This window comes from Nitrosarchaeum sp. (assembly GCF_025699065.1).
Classification (GTDB): Archaea; Thermoproteota; Nitrososphaeria; order Nitrososphaerales; family Nitrosopumilaceae; genus Nitrosarchaeum.
Map to the genome: position 1 here is coordinate 26,768 of NZ_JAILWF010000003.1, position 17,222 is coordinate 43,989.

19 protein-coding genes are annotated in these 17,222 nt (G+C 31.4%); 8 read left to right on the forward strand and 11 right to left on the reverse strand.

The window, feature by feature from the left end; translation table 11 throughout:
- Positions 1 to 75 precede the first annotated feature (75 nt).
- The 4 genes from K5782_RS03935 (at position 76) to K5782_RS03950 (ending at position 4,149) form a co-directional block, all read left to right on the forward strand.
- Positions 76 to 765, forward strand: a complete 690-nt coding sequence (locus tag K5782_RS03935; protein ID WP_297464121.1) for a diphthine--ammonia ligase — start codon at positions 76 to 78, stop codon at positions 763 to 765.
- Entirely contained in the window at positions 758 to 2,083 is a 1,326-nt protein-coding gene (locus K5782_RS03940; protein ID WP_297464122.1) for a signal recognition particle receptor subunit alpha, read from the forward strand. The genes K5782_RS03935 and K5782_RS03940 overlap by 8 nt, the downstream gene beginning before the upstream one ends.
- Positions 2,084 to 2,114: 31 nt before the next feature.
- Entirely contained in the window at positions 2,115 to 3,275 is a 1,161-nt protein-coding gene (locus tag K5782_RS03945) for a tRNA pseudouridine(54/55) synthase Pus10 (RefSeq protein ID WP_297464123.1), read from the forward strand.
- Positions 3,276 to 3,441: 166 nt separating this feature from the next.
- Complete coding sequence (locus K5782_RS03950; RefSeq protein WP_297464125.1) at positions 3,442 to 4,149, forward strand: hypothetical protein; 708 nt, start codon at positions 3,442 to 3,444, stop codon at positions 4,147 to 4,149.
- A gap of 54 nt (positions 4,150 to 4,203) precedes the next feature.
- Here the strand turns inward: K5782_RS03950 and K5782_RS03955 are convergent, their stop codons facing one another.
- From K5782_RS03955 to K5782_RS03965, 3 genes are all read right to left on the reverse strand, one after another.
- Positions 4,204 to 4,560, reverse strand: coding sequence for a DUF6659 family protein (locus K5782_RS03955; protein WP_297464127.1), 357 nt, complete (start codon positions 4,558 to 4,560; stop codon positions 4,204 to 4,206).
- Between the two features lie 118 nt (positions 4,561 to 4,678).
- Positions 4,679 to 4,870, reverse strand: a complete 192-nt coding sequence (locus K5782_RS03960; protein ID WP_007549998.1) for a 30S ribosomal protein S27ae — start codon at positions 4,868 to 4,870, stop codon at positions 4,679 to 4,681.
- A complete protein-coding gene (locus tag K5782_RS03965) occupies positions 4,870 to 5,211 on the reverse strand; it encodes a hypothetical protein (protein WP_048109527.1) in 342 nt (113 codons plus the stop codon). The genes K5782_RS03960 and K5782_RS03965 overlap by 1 nt, the downstream gene beginning before the upstream one ends.
- An 83-nt stretch (positions 5,212 to 5,294) precedes the next feature.
- Here K5782_RS03965 and K5782_RS03970 point away from each other — a divergent pair, with 83 nt between their 5' ends.
- On the forward strand, positions 5,295 to 5,855 hold the full coding sequence (locus K5782_RS03970) for a DUF309 domain-containing protein (RefSeq protein ID WP_297464130.1): 561 nt from the start codon (positions 5,295 to 5,297) through the stop codon (positions 5,853 to 5,855).
- Here the strand turns inward: K5782_RS03970 and K5782_RS03975 are convergent.
- On the reverse strand, positions 5,839 to 7,104 hold the full coding sequence (locus K5782_RS03975; protein WP_297464132.1) for an alkaline phosphatase family protein: 1,266 nt from the start codon (positions 7,102 to 7,104) through the stop codon (positions 5,839 to 5,841). The genes K5782_RS03970 and K5782_RS03975 overlap by 17 nt on opposite strands.
- A 247-nt stretch (positions 7,105 to 7,351) precedes the next feature.
- On the opposite strand from K5782_RS03975, the gene K5782_RS03980 reads away from it, so the two are divergent.
- Positions 7,352 to 8,368 (forward strand): galactose-1-phosphate uridylyltransferase, encoded by a 1,017-nt coding sequence (locus K5782_RS03980; protein ID WP_048109531.1) that lies wholly within the window; start codon positions 7,352 to 7,354, stop codon positions 8,366 to 8,368.
- Between the two features lie 34 nt (positions 8,369 to 8,402).
- A complete protein-coding gene (locus K5782_RS03985) occupies positions 8,403 to 8,843 on the forward strand; it encodes a hypothetical protein (protein WP_297464134.1) in 441 nt (146 codons plus the stop codon).
- Here K5782_RS03985 and K5782_RS03990 read toward each other — a convergent pair.
- The 3 genes from K5782_RS03990 to thiD all read right to left on the reverse strand — a co-directional run bounded on the left by K5782_RS03990 (position 8,840) and on the right by thiD (position 11,355).
- Positions 8,840 to 9,277, reverse strand: coding sequence for a GNAT family N-acetyltransferase (locus K5782_RS03990; RefSeq protein ID WP_297464136.1), 438 nt, complete (start codon positions 9,275 to 9,277; stop codon positions 8,840 to 8,842). The genes K5782_RS03985 and K5782_RS03990 overlap by 4 nt on opposite strands.
- A 10-nt stretch (positions 9,278 to 9,287) precedes the next feature.
- Positions 9,288 to 9,989 (reverse strand): nucleotidyltransferase family protein, encoded by a 702-nt coding sequence (locus K5782_RS03995; RefSeq protein WP_297464138.1) that lies wholly within the window; start codon positions 9,987 to 9,989, stop codon positions 9,288 to 9,290.
- Between the two features lie 61 nt (positions 9,990 to 10,050).
- Positions 10,051 to 11,355: a bifunctional hydroxymethylpyrimidine kinase/phosphomethylpyrimidine kinase gene (gene thiD, locus K5782_RS04000; protein ID WP_297464140.1), complete on the reverse strand. Its 1,305-nt coding sequence runs from the start codon at positions 11,353 to 11,355 to the stop codon at positions 10,051 to 10,053.
- Positions 11,356 to 12,102: 747 nt separating this feature from the next.
- On the opposite strand from thiD, the gene thiC reads away from it, so the two are divergent.
- Positions 12,103 to 13,425 (forward strand): phosphomethylpyrimidine synthase ThiC, encoded by a 1,323-nt coding sequence (thiC, locus tag K5782_RS04005; RefSeq protein WP_297464142.1) that lies wholly within the window; start codon positions 12,103 to 12,105, stop codon positions 13,423 to 13,425.
- Here thiC and K5782_RS04010 read toward each other — a convergent pair.
- The 4 genes from K5782_RS04010 to aroC are packed head-to-tail and all read right to left on the reverse strand — an operon-like array spanning position 13,411 to position 17,144.
- A complete protein-coding gene (locus K5782_RS04010) occupies positions 13,411 to 13,815 on the reverse strand; it encodes an NUDIX domain-containing protein (RefSeq protein WP_297464144.1) in 405 nt (134 codons plus the stop codon). The genes thiC and K5782_RS04010 overlap by 15 nt on opposite strands.
- 5 nt (positions 13,816 to 13,820) lie before the next feature.
- Positions 13,821 to 14,675 carry a prephenate dehydrogenase gene (locus K5782_RS04015; RefSeq protein WP_297464146.1) on the reverse strand — a complete coding sequence of 285 codons (855 nt, stop codon included), beginning with the start codon at positions 14,673 to 14,675 and terminating at the stop codon, positions 13,821 to 13,823.
- A complete protein-coding gene (locus K5782_RS04020) occupies positions 14,672 to 16,042 on the reverse strand; it encodes an aminotransferase class I/II-fold pyridoxal phosphate-dependent enzyme (RefSeq protein ID WP_297464148.1) in 1,371 nt (456 codons plus the stop codon). The genes K5782_RS04015 and K5782_RS04020 overlap by 4 nt, the downstream gene beginning before the upstream one ends.
- 4 nt (positions 16,043 to 16,046) lie before the next feature.
- Positions 16,047 to 17,144: a chorismate synthase gene (aroC, locus tag K5782_RS04025; RefSeq protein WP_297464150.1), complete on the reverse strand. Its 1,098-nt coding sequence runs from the start codon at positions 17,142 to 17,144 to the stop codon at positions 16,047 to 16,049.
- Between the last annotated feature and the right edge of the window lie 78 nt (positions 17,145 to 17,222).

A 17,222-nucleotide genomic window follows, 5' to 3' on the forward strand; every position in this document is an offset into this window, starting at 1 on the left:
TGTATGATGAGGATTATGAGTAATGAAGCATCCCACATATCTTTTTCAATGATTTGTTGATTTTTTTATATTGAAATGAAGATTGCATCTCTTTTTTCAGGTGGAAAAGATAGTCTTTATTCTATATTCTTGGCAAAAAAACAAGGCTATGAAGTAAATTGTCTATTGAGTATATTTCCTAAATCTGCTGAAAGTCATTTGTTACATCATCCTAATTTACAATGGACTAAACTCCAGTCCCAATCCATGCAAATTCCTCAATTAGTAATTGAATCCAACTCAGATGAAACTGACAATGAAATAACTTTGCTAGAAGAAATTTTAATACAATCTATTGATCAATATGAAATTGAAGGAATAGTACACGGTGGTATACAAAGCCAATTTCAAAAAGAAAAATTTGAAAATTTATGTAATAAACTAAATCTCGAATCCGTTACTCCATTATGGAATAGTAATCCATTTGAATACATGAATGGATTAATCTCTTCAAATTTCAGATTTATTATTTCCAGTGTCTCATCTGGAGGATTAGATGATTCATGGCTTGGAAAAATAATTACCAAAAACGACATATCAATTTTATATGATCTTTCTAAAAAATTTGGTTTTAATTTAAATTTTGAAGGTGGTGAAGCAGAAACATTTGTTGTTAACTGTCCTCTTTTTTCACATTCAATTGATATTATTAAATCTGAAAAAATTTGGGATGGATACAGAGGAAGGTTTGAAATAGTGGATGCGAGGTTAAACTATAATGCTTGATGGTCTTAAGAATAACCTTCGTGATGCAATTAAGAAAATTGTAAAATCATCTGGCATAGATGAAGAACTTATCAAAGAACTATCAAAAAATGTTCAAAGAGCATTATTACAATCAGATGTCAATGTACGATTAGTTCTTGAAATTACAAAGCAAATCGAAACCCGATCATTAAATGAAACGCCTCCTCCTGGGCTATCTAGAAAAGATCATATTGTAAAAATTCTATATGATGAACTTGCAAAGCTGCTAGGAAAAGAATCTGATTTTGATTTTAAATCTGATAGACAAAACAAGTTAATCATGCTTGGAATTCAAGGTAGCGGAAAAACAACTGTAACTGCTAAACTTGCTAAATTCTTAACCAAACAAGGATATTCCGTTGGTGTTATAGGGGCTGATACTTACAGACCTGGGGCTTTAGTACAATTAAGAACCATGTGTGAAAAATCTAATGTTGAGGTATATGGTGAACCAAGCAACAAAAATTCTCCAGATATTGTGAAAAATGGATTAAAGTATTTTGAATCATTGCCTTTAGATGTGATATTAATTGATACTGCTGGACGACATAAAGAAGAAAAAGATCTTTTGTCTGAAATGGAACAAATTAACAAGGTAGCAGAACCTGACCTCGCAATACTTGTAATTGATGGAACTATCGGTCAACAGTGTTTTAATCAAGCAGAAGCATTTCATAAAACAATTCCCGTCGGTGGAATTATTATTACAAAATTAGATAGCTCTGCAAAAGGTGGTGGCGCAATAGCTGCATCTGCAGCTACGGGTGCTCAAATTATGTATATTGGAACTGGTGAAAGAATTGATGATTTAGAAAAGTTTTCACCAACACGATTTGTTGGCAGATTACTTGGAATGGGTGATATTCAAGCAGTTTTAGATTTAGCAAAAAGATTAGAAAATGAGGGTGATGATGTTAGACTAAAAAGAATTTCAAGTGGAAAAATGAACATGGATGATTTTTTCTATCAATTGGAAGAAGTTACCAAAGTAGGATCATTGAAAGGATTTCTTGATAACATGCCGGGACTTTCAGGTATGGTTAAAGATGATCAATTAGATCAAATGGAAGGACGAGTTTCTAAATGGAGATTTATTATTCAAAGTATGACCAAGGAAGAAAAAGCAGATCCTGATCTAATGAATTCATCTAGGATTAAAAGAATTTCAAGGGGTTCTGGTTGGCCAGAACACGAAGTGAAAGAATTACTAAAAAATTATAAAAATTCAAAAAGTATGATGAAAGCATCAAAAGGAAGACAGATGCAGGGTACTCTTCGTCGTATGGGATTCGGTTAGAGTTTTTATTTCTTAAATATTGAAAATTAAAATGACTACTCTTAAAGAAATTATTCCTATATCAAATGAATTAATGAAAAATTACGGTCTATGCGATAGTTGTCTAGGTAGGCTTTTTTCTAAACAGCTAAATTTATCTTCAAATAAACTACTTGGAAAAAAATTAAAGGCACATGTAAAACAATCCACAAAAAAATGCTTTATTTGTAAAAATTTATTGGATAATCTTTCTACATATTTGAAATTGATGTTAGATGCTTCTTCAAAATATAATTACTCTTCAATAGTTATTGGAGCCTTAATCAAACCATCCATCGTAGATAGAGATGATTATATAAAATCAAAATACAAACTACGTGGAATTGATAGTGTTAAAACTGATATTACAAAAGAACTTGGAAAACAATTTGTAAAAAAAACAAAGAAAATTATTGATTTTTTAAATCCTGATCTCACATTTACAATTAACTTTAAAGATGAATCATGCCAAATACGCTCAAAATCCATTATGTTGTACGGACGATATACAAAGTCTGAGCGAGGACTTCCACAAAAACAAAAGTCTTGTACTAATTGTTATGGAAAAGGTTGTAAGAGTTGTAACCTTCATGGCATTTCTGAATATGACAGTATTGAGGGTAAAATCTCAGAATTTCTTTTTACTAAATTTGGCGGTACTACAACAAAATTTACTTGGGTTGGAGGCGAAGATCAATCAAGTCTAGTTTTAGGTTCAGGTCGTCCATTTTTTGTCAAACTTCAAAACCCATTTAAAAGAAATATTTCACTCCCCAAAAAAATAATTTCTGATAAAGTTACTATTCATAATTTGAAAATTATATCTGACCCTCCAAAAACTCCTATCAAATTCAACTCACTAATAGAATTAAAAATATCTACGGAGCATGAAATCATTCCTGAGAATCTGAAGAAATTAAAAAATATGCTCTCAAATTCTGTTGTGGTTTATGAAAAGTCTGGAAAACGTTCTGAAAAGAATGTTTCTATTTTAAAATATAAAAAAATATCCAAAAATCTCTTTAATCTAATTATTAAAGCTGAAGGCGGGTTACCTGTAAAACGATTTGTTGATGGTGATGATGTGACCCCTGGAATCACTCAAATGATGAGTGATAGGTGCACTTGTGTGGCATTTGATTTTCTTGAAATTAACCTAAATGATAACAATTAACTAATCCCTGTTTTTCAGATTATTCATGCCCATGAGAAAAAAAGGTAAACATGCTAGACGTGCCGATCAACGAGCTGATAGACGTAGAAAAAAGACTGCAAAATCTGGAAAGCCAAAATCTAGATAGAATCAACCTTTTTACATTCTAATTCCGCGAAGTGATACATTGGATCCGTTAGTACGACTAAAAGAAGCCCGTCTTAAAGGACTAATTCCAGATGATGTTTATGATCTTATTGTAAAACGATTTCCTATAACTGTAGAGGGAATTAATAGAATTGAAAAAGCATCTGGTATTCGTTACCCAACTGCTTACGTAGAACCCTCAATTGTTGTTTCATCTCCAAATCCTAATTCCTATGAGTTTGGAATATTATTTGCTAGAACAATCCCTGTATTTTTTGATGAAAAATTTCATGTAGTGATTCAAATTTCTGCACCTTTGGTTGCATATGGTCTAAAGGGTACAATTCATGCAATTCTGGCACATGAGTTTTTACATTTTCTTGAATTGACTAGAAAAATTTCTAAAATGGATTTACTTTCAGATGAAATTACTGGAAATCTCTTTGAAAGTGTTTATGCTGATGAGGGAAGATTGTTTGAGCCTAAGGCTGTGTTTAAAGATAGAACTTTGTTAGATCACATTACTAAACGATTTCCAGCAGGTTTTAGGGATTACAAATTAGAAGATAAAGTGATGAAATTTTGGATAGAGAAAAATCTTCCAAAAATCAATATTTCACTTGATTCTAACACCGTTAAATTATCTGCTGAATCACTAGCAAAAATAAAATTGGATCCTTTGTTTTTAGATAAAATAGCACAACTTGAACAAAAAAGTGCTAAAATCAGAACAAAAAAACTTTATTGATGTTTTTTATTCATGCATTTTTTTTATATTAAGGCACACTTATTGTATATAGAACTAATTTTGTAATTCAACAATAATTGATTTAGTTTTATTAATTATATTCATATAATCAATGTTGGGATCAGTGCTTAACAAAAAGAGATTTTTGCCAAATTGAATGCTAATTAAAATGACATTTTCATATTCTGTAACTGATAATTTTTCTTTGCCAAATTTATAAGATAAATTTTGAAGACGGGTCCATCTTTCAAAAGTATAATGAACTGACATTTTGACTTCTTGTTCATTAAGTAATGTTGTATCGTCACGATTTTTTTCAATTATTAAATCACCTTTTGAATCTAAAATTCCTGTGAATCTAACATGTGGGTCTATTTCTAATATTTTATTGCATAATTTTTCAAAATCCATTTCTCATCCGTCCTTTTAACTCCACCCTGTCTTCTTATTATATTTTTTTTAGAATATTTTGATATGAAGAATTTTATGAAAATTAAAACCAATTTTTAATTTAAATTAGATTGATACTTTATTGATTAAATTCTGTTAATCCACATTTTCCACAAGTGTTTCTGTCTTTATGTTTAGACATGAAAACTCCTTTTCCGCATCTAGAACAATTTTTTCTACCTCTTGTTATTTTGTCTTTGTCTACTTTGAAATATTTATAGACATTTGGACTAGAGCCTTTTTTTCCTGCAGATGCTTTTTTTGCTGCCATTATTCGGTTTTCTCCGCAGTTGCTTCGGCATTTGCATTATCTGCTTCTGCTTGTTTGGCTTTTGTCTTTTCAATTCGTTTGAAGATTATTGGATTGACATGTTTTTTTGCCAATCCTTCATCATCATAGATGAAGAAAGTTCCTGTAACCAATGCTTTTCCAACATGAGTTTGCAATCTCATAGGAATCACAATTTTTCCAGAAAGTTTGAATTCTTTTGTAATCATATCTACTGCCTCAAGTTTTTTGAGTTTACCGCCTAATCCTGTAAAATTACAGATCAGTTCTCTTCTTGATAGGAAGGCGTTATTTACGTCAGTTACGGTCTGAATAATAGACATGTATCCAAAATCCTTAAGATATTTCATATAAACCTTGATTGATAATAGAGAACAAATTTAAGAAAATTCAGTCTAATTCCCACATGGAACGATATATGATTCATTTAAAAAATAATGGTTACAGTCCTAAAGATTCCTCTTATCTTGTAAATCATGCAAGAAAAATATGTTCCACCATTCCAGCTTCAGTAAGAGTTGCTCGAGTCGCACGTAAATTTTTGGAATTTGATGTCTCTGTAAATCCTGACGATTTAGATCTTGTAATTGAAAAATTATCTCTAATTGGACCTTTGGATAATGCAAGACATATCTTTGAAGAAAAGATTGGGAAAGAAGATGGAACTCGTGATGGTGTCTTTTATTTTAACAATGAACGATTTTGGGAGAGTCATGAATCTTTAGAAGGTGTATGGAAGCAATGCTATGGCAGAGAAAAAGAACTTGTTCAGGGAATTATTCTTCTTGCAGTTGCATTTGCTCATGCACAAAAAAACGAAGCTCGTATAGGTATTGGAATGTTACAGCGAGCATTAGAAAAATTGGGTGACTCTCCTGGAACTTATGGTGAAATTGATGTCGATAGAATTAGAAATAAAATCAAAGAAATGCAAAAAACTAAAGAATTAACTATATTTGAGATTTGATTAAATTAAGAGCTGTAGTTACAACATCTGCTCCTTGAATTAAACCAATGCTCCCTTTTTTAGCTTGATCTTCCGTAACTCTAGTTGTTCCATCGTTTTTGATAAAATTCCCCGATACTAAAATTGGGACAGGATCATCACTATGTCCTTTATTGATACACGGTGTCGAGTGATCTGCTGAAATAACTATTGCAACTTTATCAAAATCAATATTTTCAAGTAGTGTTTTGAAAAATCTACGGTCAATCTCTTCAATATTTTTCATTTTTCCAATAGCATCTCCATCATGACCAAATTCATCTGGTCCTTTTAGATGAACGTAAATCGCATTTTGAGTCTCCATTGCTTTTGCAGCTACTATTGCTTTTTCTTCATAATCTGTTAATCCTCCTGCTTCAAACGCTTTCATCTTTAACACTTCTGAAATTCCAAGTTCTACTGGCATATCTACAATACATGAAAAATTCATAGAATACATTTCATTGATGGGCTTTACGTCTGGATATTTGTTTCCTGCATCTCTTAGTAAAATGCAACTCAAACTTTTCTTTTTTTCATTAATTCTTTTTTTATTAATGTGACTTTCTTTCATAATTTGAAGTGACTGTGCCGTAAACTCATTAACTAATTTAGCAGTTTTTTTAGCACTCTCAGTTTCATCTAACGGTAAACATTTTTCAATTCGTAAAAAATCTCCAACCGCTTTTGCTATTCCCATACCTTCTACTCTGGCATATGCAGGATCAGTGTTAGTGATTTGAGATGATAATTTTTCGTTCTCAGTTCTAATTCTTACTGTTACTCTATGGCCTATAGTAGGCGATACTACTACCGATGTATTTGGAAACGAAAATTTAATTTTATTTTCGATTTCTTTTGCAACTCCCTCTGCATCATTTTTTTCAATATGTCTTCCTGCACGTCTATCGATAATAATTCCTTCATCATTTAATGTTGCATAATTTCCTCTTAGCGCTAAATCTCCATCTTTAAAATCAATTCCTACCCCTATTGCTTCTATTACCCCTCTTCCTGCGTAATCAACATGGTGAAATCTGTATCCTAGCATGTTGAAAACTGCAATGTCTGATTCTGGTGCAATTCCTTTTCCTACCGAAATGACTTCTCCTATTACACCATTTTGTGCTAATTTGTCTAGAGTAGGAGTGGTTGCCGCTTCGAGTGGTGTTTTACCATCTAGATCTGGATGTGGAAGATCACCTACCCCATCTAAAAGAACATAAATCATATGAATGTCTGAATTGTTGATTCTATCCGTATTTCCAAATTTTTTGTTGCTCTCCTTTAAATCTTACATAAAAATATGCGATCATGAAATTTTTAGTTTTGATTTAAGGGATGTTGTTTATGTTTTTTGTTAGTGTTTATAGAATACGAAAAATCTCAAAATGATATTTTATCATCATTTGTTTTTTATTTTTAATTTCTTGTATATTGGAAAACGTTTTAACATACTTAAACTTCAATTATGAATTATGGGGGACATGCGTAAAGATTATGTTTCTGAACGCTTTATGATCGTCTCTAAAAAAGATGACAAAGTTGTAGATCCAAAAAAATCTCCTTATGCTCCTGGAAATGAATCAATGACAAATCCTTCTGTTCTATCATTAGTTGCAAAAGATGGTATGCTACAGCGTCTTCAGGATAATGAAGATGAATATGTTGAAGGCTGGTCGATTAGAGTATTTGAGAGTAAAAATCCTATAGTTTCTATTGAAACTGAAAATTCATACAGTGATAGACCTCATTATAGTGAACCAGCTTACGGTTATCATTACATTGTGGTTGCATCTCCTAAAGAAAAAGACACTCTTGCTACTATTGATTCTGAACAATGGTCCAACATTCTTGTGGTTGTACAGGATAGATTACGATGGCTCTATACCCAAAAAGGTGTGACATACGTTTCAATTTATGCTGATCAGGGAGAATCTGCAGGCAGTAAAAACCCCCATCCGCATTTGAATATTTTGACATTTTCAACAATTCCTCCTGTTATTGAAGAAGAAGCAGAAGCTTCCTACAAAATCCTTAATGAAAAAGGTGTATGCCCTATGTGCCAAATTGTCAATGAAGAAATGGGTGGGCCAAGACAAGTTCTTCAAACTGAAGGGTTTATTGCATTTTGTCCTTGGTCTCCATCATATCCATACGAATTTTGCATTTCTCCAAAAAAACATACGACTAGTTTTTCTAAAATAACTCAAAAAGAAATTAATGATCTTTCGCTTATTTTACGAGCTACGCTTGGTGGTTTGTCAAAAACTGTTAAAGATGTTTCATATAATATGGTATTTCATTTATCTCCTGAAAAGAAAAATAGCAGACAAATTCATTGGCATATTGAAGTTTATCCAATAACTAAGCCCTGGTCTGGTCTTGAACGTGGTTATGGCATTTTTCTTAATGACATATCTCCAGAACAGGCAGCTGAAAAACTTGGTGCGTCCTGTAGAAAAGAATTAGCCAATTTGGTTGGTATTGTTTGAATAGTTTAATTATTAACTTGATTTTGTTATTGTAATGGCACTAGAAAAATGGGTAGCAATTGCAAGTATTGGATTGTATGTGATGTTTGTTGGAGAAATTATTTCTGTATTTAATTTTATAATTAATATGCCTGCTAATTTTGAATTTGGAACTTCATTTGAACCAAGTCCAAAAATATTGCAATTCATCTCAATTGGTGTGGCTCCTGCATGTGTTTTATCTGGACTTGCATTTTTACTATCAAGACGTTATGGTTCTAAGCAAATTGGTTCTATGATCCTTAGTGGTGGAATTATTTTGTTAATTGGAATGGCATATTGTTATTCTCTTTTAGATAAAATTCCTGATTCTTATATGGTTGATGCTGTTATCATAACTCCGCCTTTGTTCATGGGTGTTTCTATACCTGTGATGATAGTTGGACTGATTTTAATTAAAACAAACAAGAAACGTCCAAAAAAAGAATATTTCTAAGCATGATCGAATCTTAGTGCATTTGCATTATGTTTGAAGCCTAATTTTTCATAAAATGGTTTGACATCATCTACACAATCTAAAATTGTTTTATAGCACCCTTGTTCCTTTGCATATCTTAAGAGATATTTTATCATTTTTTCTCCAATTCCATTCTTTTGATATTTTTTATTTACTACTACATCTTCAATATGTCCAACTTTGCCACCATTGTGGATAAATTTAGTTTCAATTAATAATGTAGTTGCACCTACTACTTTTCCCTCTAATAATGCTACTATGGTTAATTGATCTTGATTTGAATTTATTTTTTCAAATGTTTTTTCTATAATTTTTTTATCTATGTTGCTGGTTTGTCGTAATGAATCTAATGTTTGTAAAAATCCATTTGTTAGATCCTCTTTTTGTAATTTTCTAATTGTTAAATCGTTCATTTTTATTATTTTAAATTTTTCCTAGTTTTTGAAGATATTCTTGATTTGCTTTTCTATAGGTTGCTTTGTTTCCAATATCCAAAAACCCTTTTTTAGACACAACACTGCTAACTAGTTTATTTTTTGACATTGCTTTTCTAATTACATCATCCATTCCATAAGGAACATTTTTTGGAATTAACTCCATTATTTCTGGCTCCATTACATAGCATCCAGTATTTACATTTGCAGTGATTTCTGGCTTTTCATTCCATGCAACCACTTTCCCTGTTTTGGTGGTTTCTATTACTCCGTATGGTAGATTTGTTTTGTATTCATACAAATTCATTGTTACAAATGATTTTTTTTGTTTATGATGTTTTATCATATTTCGTAAATTGAAATCAAATATAGAATCTCCATACATGCAAACAAAAGTATCGTCAATGAATTTTTCTGCTGTTTTAAGTTGACCTGCGGTTGCTAATGGTTTGTTAGATACCGCATATTCAATATTTACCCCAAAGCGCTTGCCATCTTCAAAATAATCTTCAATCGTTTTTCTTAGGTAACTTACACATAATACTATGGATTTTACACCATTTTTTTGTGTCCATTCTATTAGGTGTTCTAAAATAGGTTTTTCACCCAAAGGAAGCATCGGTTTTGGTAGAAAAGTTGTATATGGTTGCAATCTTGTACCTAAACCTCCTGCAAGTATTACGGCTTTCATAAATCTATAATTGAGATATGACTATTTATGTTCAAGTATGTATTTCTCTTATAGTTTAAAATTAATTAAATAATTTTGAAACTTTTTCAATAATGGATGCTGGAGTTTTGGCAAAAATAATGATCATTGGTTCTTTACCGAAATCTCCTTTATGATAAATCACATCTGGAGCTGTTTCCAATTTTTTTATTGCTAACTTTATTCCCCATTCTATGGATGATCCTTCTTTAGTTTTAATTTTATTTGGTTCTGAATTTCTATCATAGCTAGAAATAATTAATTTTGTTTTTTTTAATTTTAAAATATTTTCTTCATTATATTTTAAATTAATTGCTGAGCGTATTTCTGGAAATTTTTTATTCATAGCAATCAACGCTGTAGCAACATGTTTTGAACCGCCATATTCCAAATCTCCTGCAACCATGACCTTATTCCCAGTTTTAACTATTCTCCCTGCAATTCCTACTACATCTTTAATTGATTTTGGATTTATTTTTGAAAAGACAAAATTTGTTTGGCATTCCGGAATATTTTTATAAATATTTTTGATTCCAATGAATTTGTTAATCCAATTTGATAATTCAATTTGAATGTTGTCTCTTTTTTTTATTTGTGTAATTTCTATTCCACGTCCAATATTTTTGGCATTTTTTATTGAATTGTACGTGAATTGTTTTGAAAACTTGGCTGATTCTTTTAATGATTTTTCATTTACCAATGAAACTAGTAGTGCAGATGAATAATTACAACCACTACCATGATTAGTTTTTGGAATTATGTTGCTTGATATGGAGTATTTCCTTTTTTCTTCTAATATGAAATCTGAGATTTTCTTATTTTTTGTTTCTATTCCTGTAATTATGATGCTTTTTGCACCCATCTTTTGAATTTTTAGAGCAGCTTTTAGAAGCGATTTTTTTGAATTTATTTTAATTTGAGATAAGAATTCTGCCTCGAATTTATTCGGTGTGATGACTGTCGCTAATGGAATTAAATATTTTTTAAAATCTTTAATGGCATTTTTTTCTATTAGTAAACCTCCTGTGGTTGATTTTATTATTGGATCTAATACAATTGGAATCTTTAATTGTTTTAATTCATTATGTATTATTTTTATTATGTTTGAATTGTATACCATTCCAATTTTTATCCCGTCTATTTTAAAATCTGAAATCAATAATTCAAGTTGATTTTTTAATATTTTTTTTGACACCGGTTGAATCATTCCAAAATTAGATGTATTTTGTCCTGTTACTGCGGTAATGACAGTCAACCCGTACTCATTTAACATATCAAATGTTTTAACATCGCTTTGTATGCCAGCTCCAGACGATGGATCAGAGCCCCCTATTGAAAGTAAATTCATTTAGTGTTGTCTAAATTGATTACACTAATCTGTTTTTCCATTTGTTTTTTATTTTTTCTATTTTTATGGGCTTGTATTTCTTGTTTAATTTTTTTCTATTATGATAGAGCATTTATAGATCTAACTCAGTTCTTAATTGTTAATTTGACTGAAAAAATTCCTTTGGTTGATGATATTCCCTCTGAATTGAGCTGTACTGTGTGTTTGTTACCGATGCAATATCAAAAGAAAATCAACAATGTTTTTCTTTGGCAATGTTTTAAATGTGGCAAAAAATATTTTGTTTCAAACTCTGTTGTTGATTATAGTGTATCTGAAACTTGGAGTTCTGCTAAATGAAAATTAATATTTGTAGACTTAACATGTAAACGAAAAACCATGTGATATTTTTTATTTGAAATTAATCTGTCAAATGGGATGAATAGTTTTACTCTGATGATGTTGTGCCTAGATTTCTATATTTTGTCATAATTTTACATTTAACTATGTAATTTGATATTTTCAGATGATATTGCTAATTCATTATGATGTTTGGTTAGCGCATTCAAATGAGCAAAACTCATCTTTAAAACTTTGAAATTCTTTCCCACAATGTACACATTCTTTTGCCATTCTCATACTATCTATTATCGGTTTAAGCATATAAGATCGATCAATTTTACGTTTATAGTAACAAAACATTCTCGAATATTTTTATCGTTTGATACTCTCATGATTGTTTAAATCAGGCAAAAACATAGATTATGCATGGGTACTCAAATGACTGCTGCCCGAAGGGGTATTGCTACAGACGAAATGAAGATTGTGGCAAAAGACGAGGATGTTACATTAGAATGGCTTATTCCTAAAATTGCAAATGGTTCTATTATAATTCCTAGCAACAATGTTAGACCTCAAAAAATTCACAATGTTGGAATTGGAAAGGGTCTAAAAACTAAAGTGAATGTAAACATTGGAACTTCTACACTAAATGTCAACCTTGAAGAAGAGATTGAAAAAGCAAAGGTTGCTGTAAAATACCATGCAGACACATTGATGGATTTAAGCGATGGTGGTGATGTCAAAAAAATACGACGTGCATTATTAGAAGTTACGCCTATTACATTTGGAACAGTACCCATCTATGAGGCATACAACTATGGCATTGAAGTTCATAAAAATCCTTTAAATTTAACTGAAGATGATTTTTTAAACGCATTTGAAAATAATGCAAAAGATGGTGTTGATTATACTACTATCCACTGTGGAATTACAAAAGATATTGCAAAAAAAATTCTAAAAGTTAAAAGATATGGCGGTGTGGTGAGCAAGGGTGGAACAATCACTGCTGCTTGGATGTTGCGACATGATAAAGAAAATCCATATTTGACTCATTATGATTACCTCATTGAAATTGCTAAAAAATACGATGTTACATTTAGCTTAGGTGACGCATTACGACCTGGCTCTATTCTTGATTCTCATGATGAACTTCAGGTTCAAGAGATGATACACATGTCTCAACTAACAAAACGTGCTCATGAACAAGATGTTCAAGTGATGGTTGAAGGACCAGGGCATGTTCCATTAAATGAAGTTGCTACTAATGTCCGATTAGCCAAATCTTTGATAGGTGATGTTCCTTACTATGTGTTAGGTCCTTTGGTGACTGATGTTGCTTCAGGGCATGATCATATTGCAAGTGCTATCGGTGCTGCTGTTTCTGCAAGTGAAGGTGTTGATCTATTATGTTATCTTACTCCTTCTGAACATCTTGCATTGCCTAATGCTGATGAAGTAAAGGAAGGTCTAATTGCATATAGAATTGCAGCACATGCAGCTGATTTGGTGAAACTTCGAGAAAAGGCAATAAAATGGGACATGGCAATGACTGAAGCTCGTCGAACATTGGATTGGGAAAAACAAATTGCGTTATCTATTGATCCTGAAGAGGCAGCTAAGATTCATGGTCGAACTGGACAACGTCCAGGAAATAATGTTCCTTGTACAATGTGTGGTGGAGCATGTGTCTATGTTATGCTACCTCAACAAAGAAAATATGATAAAGAAGAAAAATTACAACAGATTTAGTAATACTTTTTCAAGACTAGGAACTGAATTGTAATTTTTTAATTCATCAATAGTTATCCACAAATATTCTGAATTTTCCCAATTTAGTTTTATTTCTGGATTTTTTGCTTCAAATAAGAATGGAAATATTTCCCACTCATGATTTTCATATTGTGGTGAATTTACCCTAAGTTTTTCTGCAGATTTTATTAATTTTATTTTATCTTCTGCAATCCCAGTTTCTTCAAAAATCTCTATTTTTGCTCGTGTTAAAGGAGATTCGTTTTTTTCAATGATGCCGCTAATTCCTGCCCATAATCCTTTCATAGTTTTTACTTTATCGCTTCTTTTTAGAATGAGTATTTTTTGTTCATCTTTAATAAAAGATGTAACAATTTTGGTTGCACGCATTTTTCTTATTTTTCAACTGCATGTACCATTTTTGTCAATTTTTTATAAGAATCCTCCAGATTTGTATTTGCAGAAAGTTTCTCTTGACAATTTTTAATGTAATCTATTACTTCTTCCGTCTTTGATTCTTGTACTGCTGTCAGTAGTCTGCCTATGTCTTTCCAAAGTTCTTCTGCAACTCTTCTAATTTCAGGATTTGCTATAATCGTTTCAATTAATTCTGGAGATTCTGTCATTATACTTTCCGCAAGTATTTTTTGAACTCTGAATGTAGTTCCTGACATTTTTTCAGTTAATGACATTTTTTCATCTTTTGAAATAATATTTGCAAATACAAGATTCATCAAATGAGTTAATCCTAAAATAACTGCAATTTTTTTATCATGCTCAACTGCATCGATTGTTACAAAATTTGCACCCTCAAAAAGTTCTTTTACAACTGTCAATTCTTTTTTTGCATCTTTTATTGGAACTGAAATTATGTTCTGTCCTTTGATTGATTTTGCACCAGGACCAAACATGGGATGAATGCATATGGGATTAATTTTTGCAGGCATTTTTGATAATGATGCTACTACTTTGGATTTTTCTGATGATATTTCAATTAGATATGTTCCTCTTTTCATCTCTTTTGCAATTAATCTAATTATTTCTGGCGTTCTTCTTGTTGGAGTACACAACACAACGTAATCTGCTTTTAAAATGCCCCCTACTAGGGAATCTGATTGGATTATTCCTTTTCCTTGTATCTTGTTTTCACTATCATAACCTGTAACTTCAAAGTCATTTGCTAGAAAATATTTTGCAAACCATTGCCCCATTTGACCCCCGACTCCAATTATTGTAATTTTCTTCTTCATTGCTTATCTCTCAACATATTACCAAGTATATTCATTCCCTCCATTAGTATTTTTTCGTCTTGACACGCCGATAATCTAATGAAATTCTTGAATTCTCCAAAACCTTCTCCAGGTGCAACAGCTAATCCTTTTTCTAAAAGATTGTTTGCAAATTGTACTCCGCTAAAACCATCTTGATTGATGCGAGCAAATAGATACATTGCTCCATCTGGAGCAATAAAATCCAAATTCATATCTTTTGCCTTTTCAATCAATACATTTAGTCTGGTTTGTACTGTATTAGTATTATCTGATATGTCTGCCTCCAAGGCTTTCATGGCAATATATTGAATAGGTTCAGACACATTTGTCAGGCAAAGGGCTTCTAATTTTGATAATTTTTCTATAATTTCTGGTCTTGAAATGGTGTATCCTATCCTAAATCCTGTCATTGCATGTGATTTTGAAAATGATTGAGTGATGATACTTTTATCATAATTATAACATAGTATGCTTTTCCATTTTTTGTATGCATATTGAGAGTAAATTTCATCACTTAAAATGTATAAATTATTTTTAATTGCTAACCTTACGATTTCATCTTGTAATTCTTCGGGAAGAATTTTTCCCGTTGGATTGTTTGGATAATTTAGTATGATCATTTTTGTGTTATTGTTGATAACTTTTTGAATTTGTTCAATTGTTGGTTCCCACTTTCCTTCCAATGTAGTGGTTATGGTTCTCACTTTAATTCCGGAATTTAACGCACACTCTTTGTATGCTGGCCATGATGGTTCAATTACAATTAATTCATCTCCTGGATTTAACAAAGTACTAATTGCAGTATAGATTGAAAAGCGAGCACCTGGACTAACCATTATGTTGTCTTGTGAAACTTCGACTCCAAATTTCTCAGATGAATATTTAGCGAGCGCTTCTCTAAATGAAGGTAATCCTTTTGCATTTCCGTATTTTAAAAATCCTTTATCAAAAACTTCTTCAAGAGCTTTTTTAACAATTTGAGGAGGGGGAAAATCTGGTTCACCTACTTCCATATGGATGATTTTTTTCCCATCACGTTCCATTGCTTTAGCTTTATGAAAAATTGATAGATGTGTTTGTTTACTATCTGACTGTACCTTAATTGATTCATTAAGTAAAAAGTTTAAAAATTTTGTTGCAATTGATTCATCAAATTTTAATTCGTTACATAATGTGATTATTTTTGAGCGAAGATTATCTTCACGAGTTTCATCTGTTACTCCTTTTCCTATGTTTTTTTTAATTTCTCCAATTTCTTTAGAAATATCTGTTCGCATTTTTAGCATCTTGATCATTTCTATGGTGATCTCGTCGATTCTATTCCGAAGTTGGTTGATGTCTGACATATCTTTACAATACAGGCTTGATTGCTCCAGATAAAAGAGCATGATCTGCCAAAGTTAAAGCAACCAACGAATCTACTACTGGTGGGGCTCTAGGAACTACACATGGATCGTGCCTTCCTTTTACTTGTAGTATGGTGTCTTTTTTGGTTTTAATGTCCACAGTACTTTGTTTTTGTGCTATTGATGATGCAGGTTTGAATGCAATTCTTATTGTTATTGGCATACCATTTGATATTCCACCTAAAATCCCTCCTGAATTGTTTGTTTTTGTAATTATTTTCCCTTTTTTTATTGTGTACAAGTCATTATTTTCTGAACCAAATAATTCTGAGCCTTTAAACCCTGAACCAAATTCTACTCCTTTAACGGATGGGATTGAAAATATTGCTTTACTTAAATCTGATTCTAATGATCCAAAGATAGGTTCTCCAATTCCAACTGGTACATTTGTTGTGATTGATTCTATTATTCCTCCAAGAGAATCTCCTTTTTTTCTTGCATCTAATATTGACTCTCTCATTTTTTTTGCAGTTTTTTCTTCAGGACATCTTACTTCATTTTTATAAATTGAGTTAATCATTTTTTCATTAAATTTATTTTCCATTTTTATTTTTCCAATCTGTGCTGTAAATGAATTTGTTTCTACACCTAGTGTGACTTTTAATAATTTTCTTGCAATTGCTCCTCCCATTACATGAGTTGCAGTTAACCTTCCAGAAAATCTACCTCCTCCTCTATAATCATTAAAATGATTATATTTTACCATGGCTGGATAATCTGAATGTCCAGGTCTGAGTTTTGTTTTCAAATTTTCATAGTCTTTTGATTTCTGATCACTATTCCAAACTAACATTGTAATTGGTGCACCTGTGGTATGTCCTCTAAAAACTCCCGAAATAATTTCTACAATATCTCCTTCTTTTCGCTGTGTAGAAATCAGTGACTGTCCAGGTTTTCTAAGATCTAACATTTGTTGAATTTCTTTTTCATCAATTTCTAATCCTGCAGGGCATCCATCTAAAACGGCTCCTATAGATTTTCCATGACTCTCACCAAAACTGGTTAAAACAAGACGCTGACCAATTGAACTTCCCGGCAACATATTGTGATGGTAAATTGATGCTTATAATTCCTCATTATGAAAAAACACAAAAAATTTTCTCAAATTTAACAAATTTTA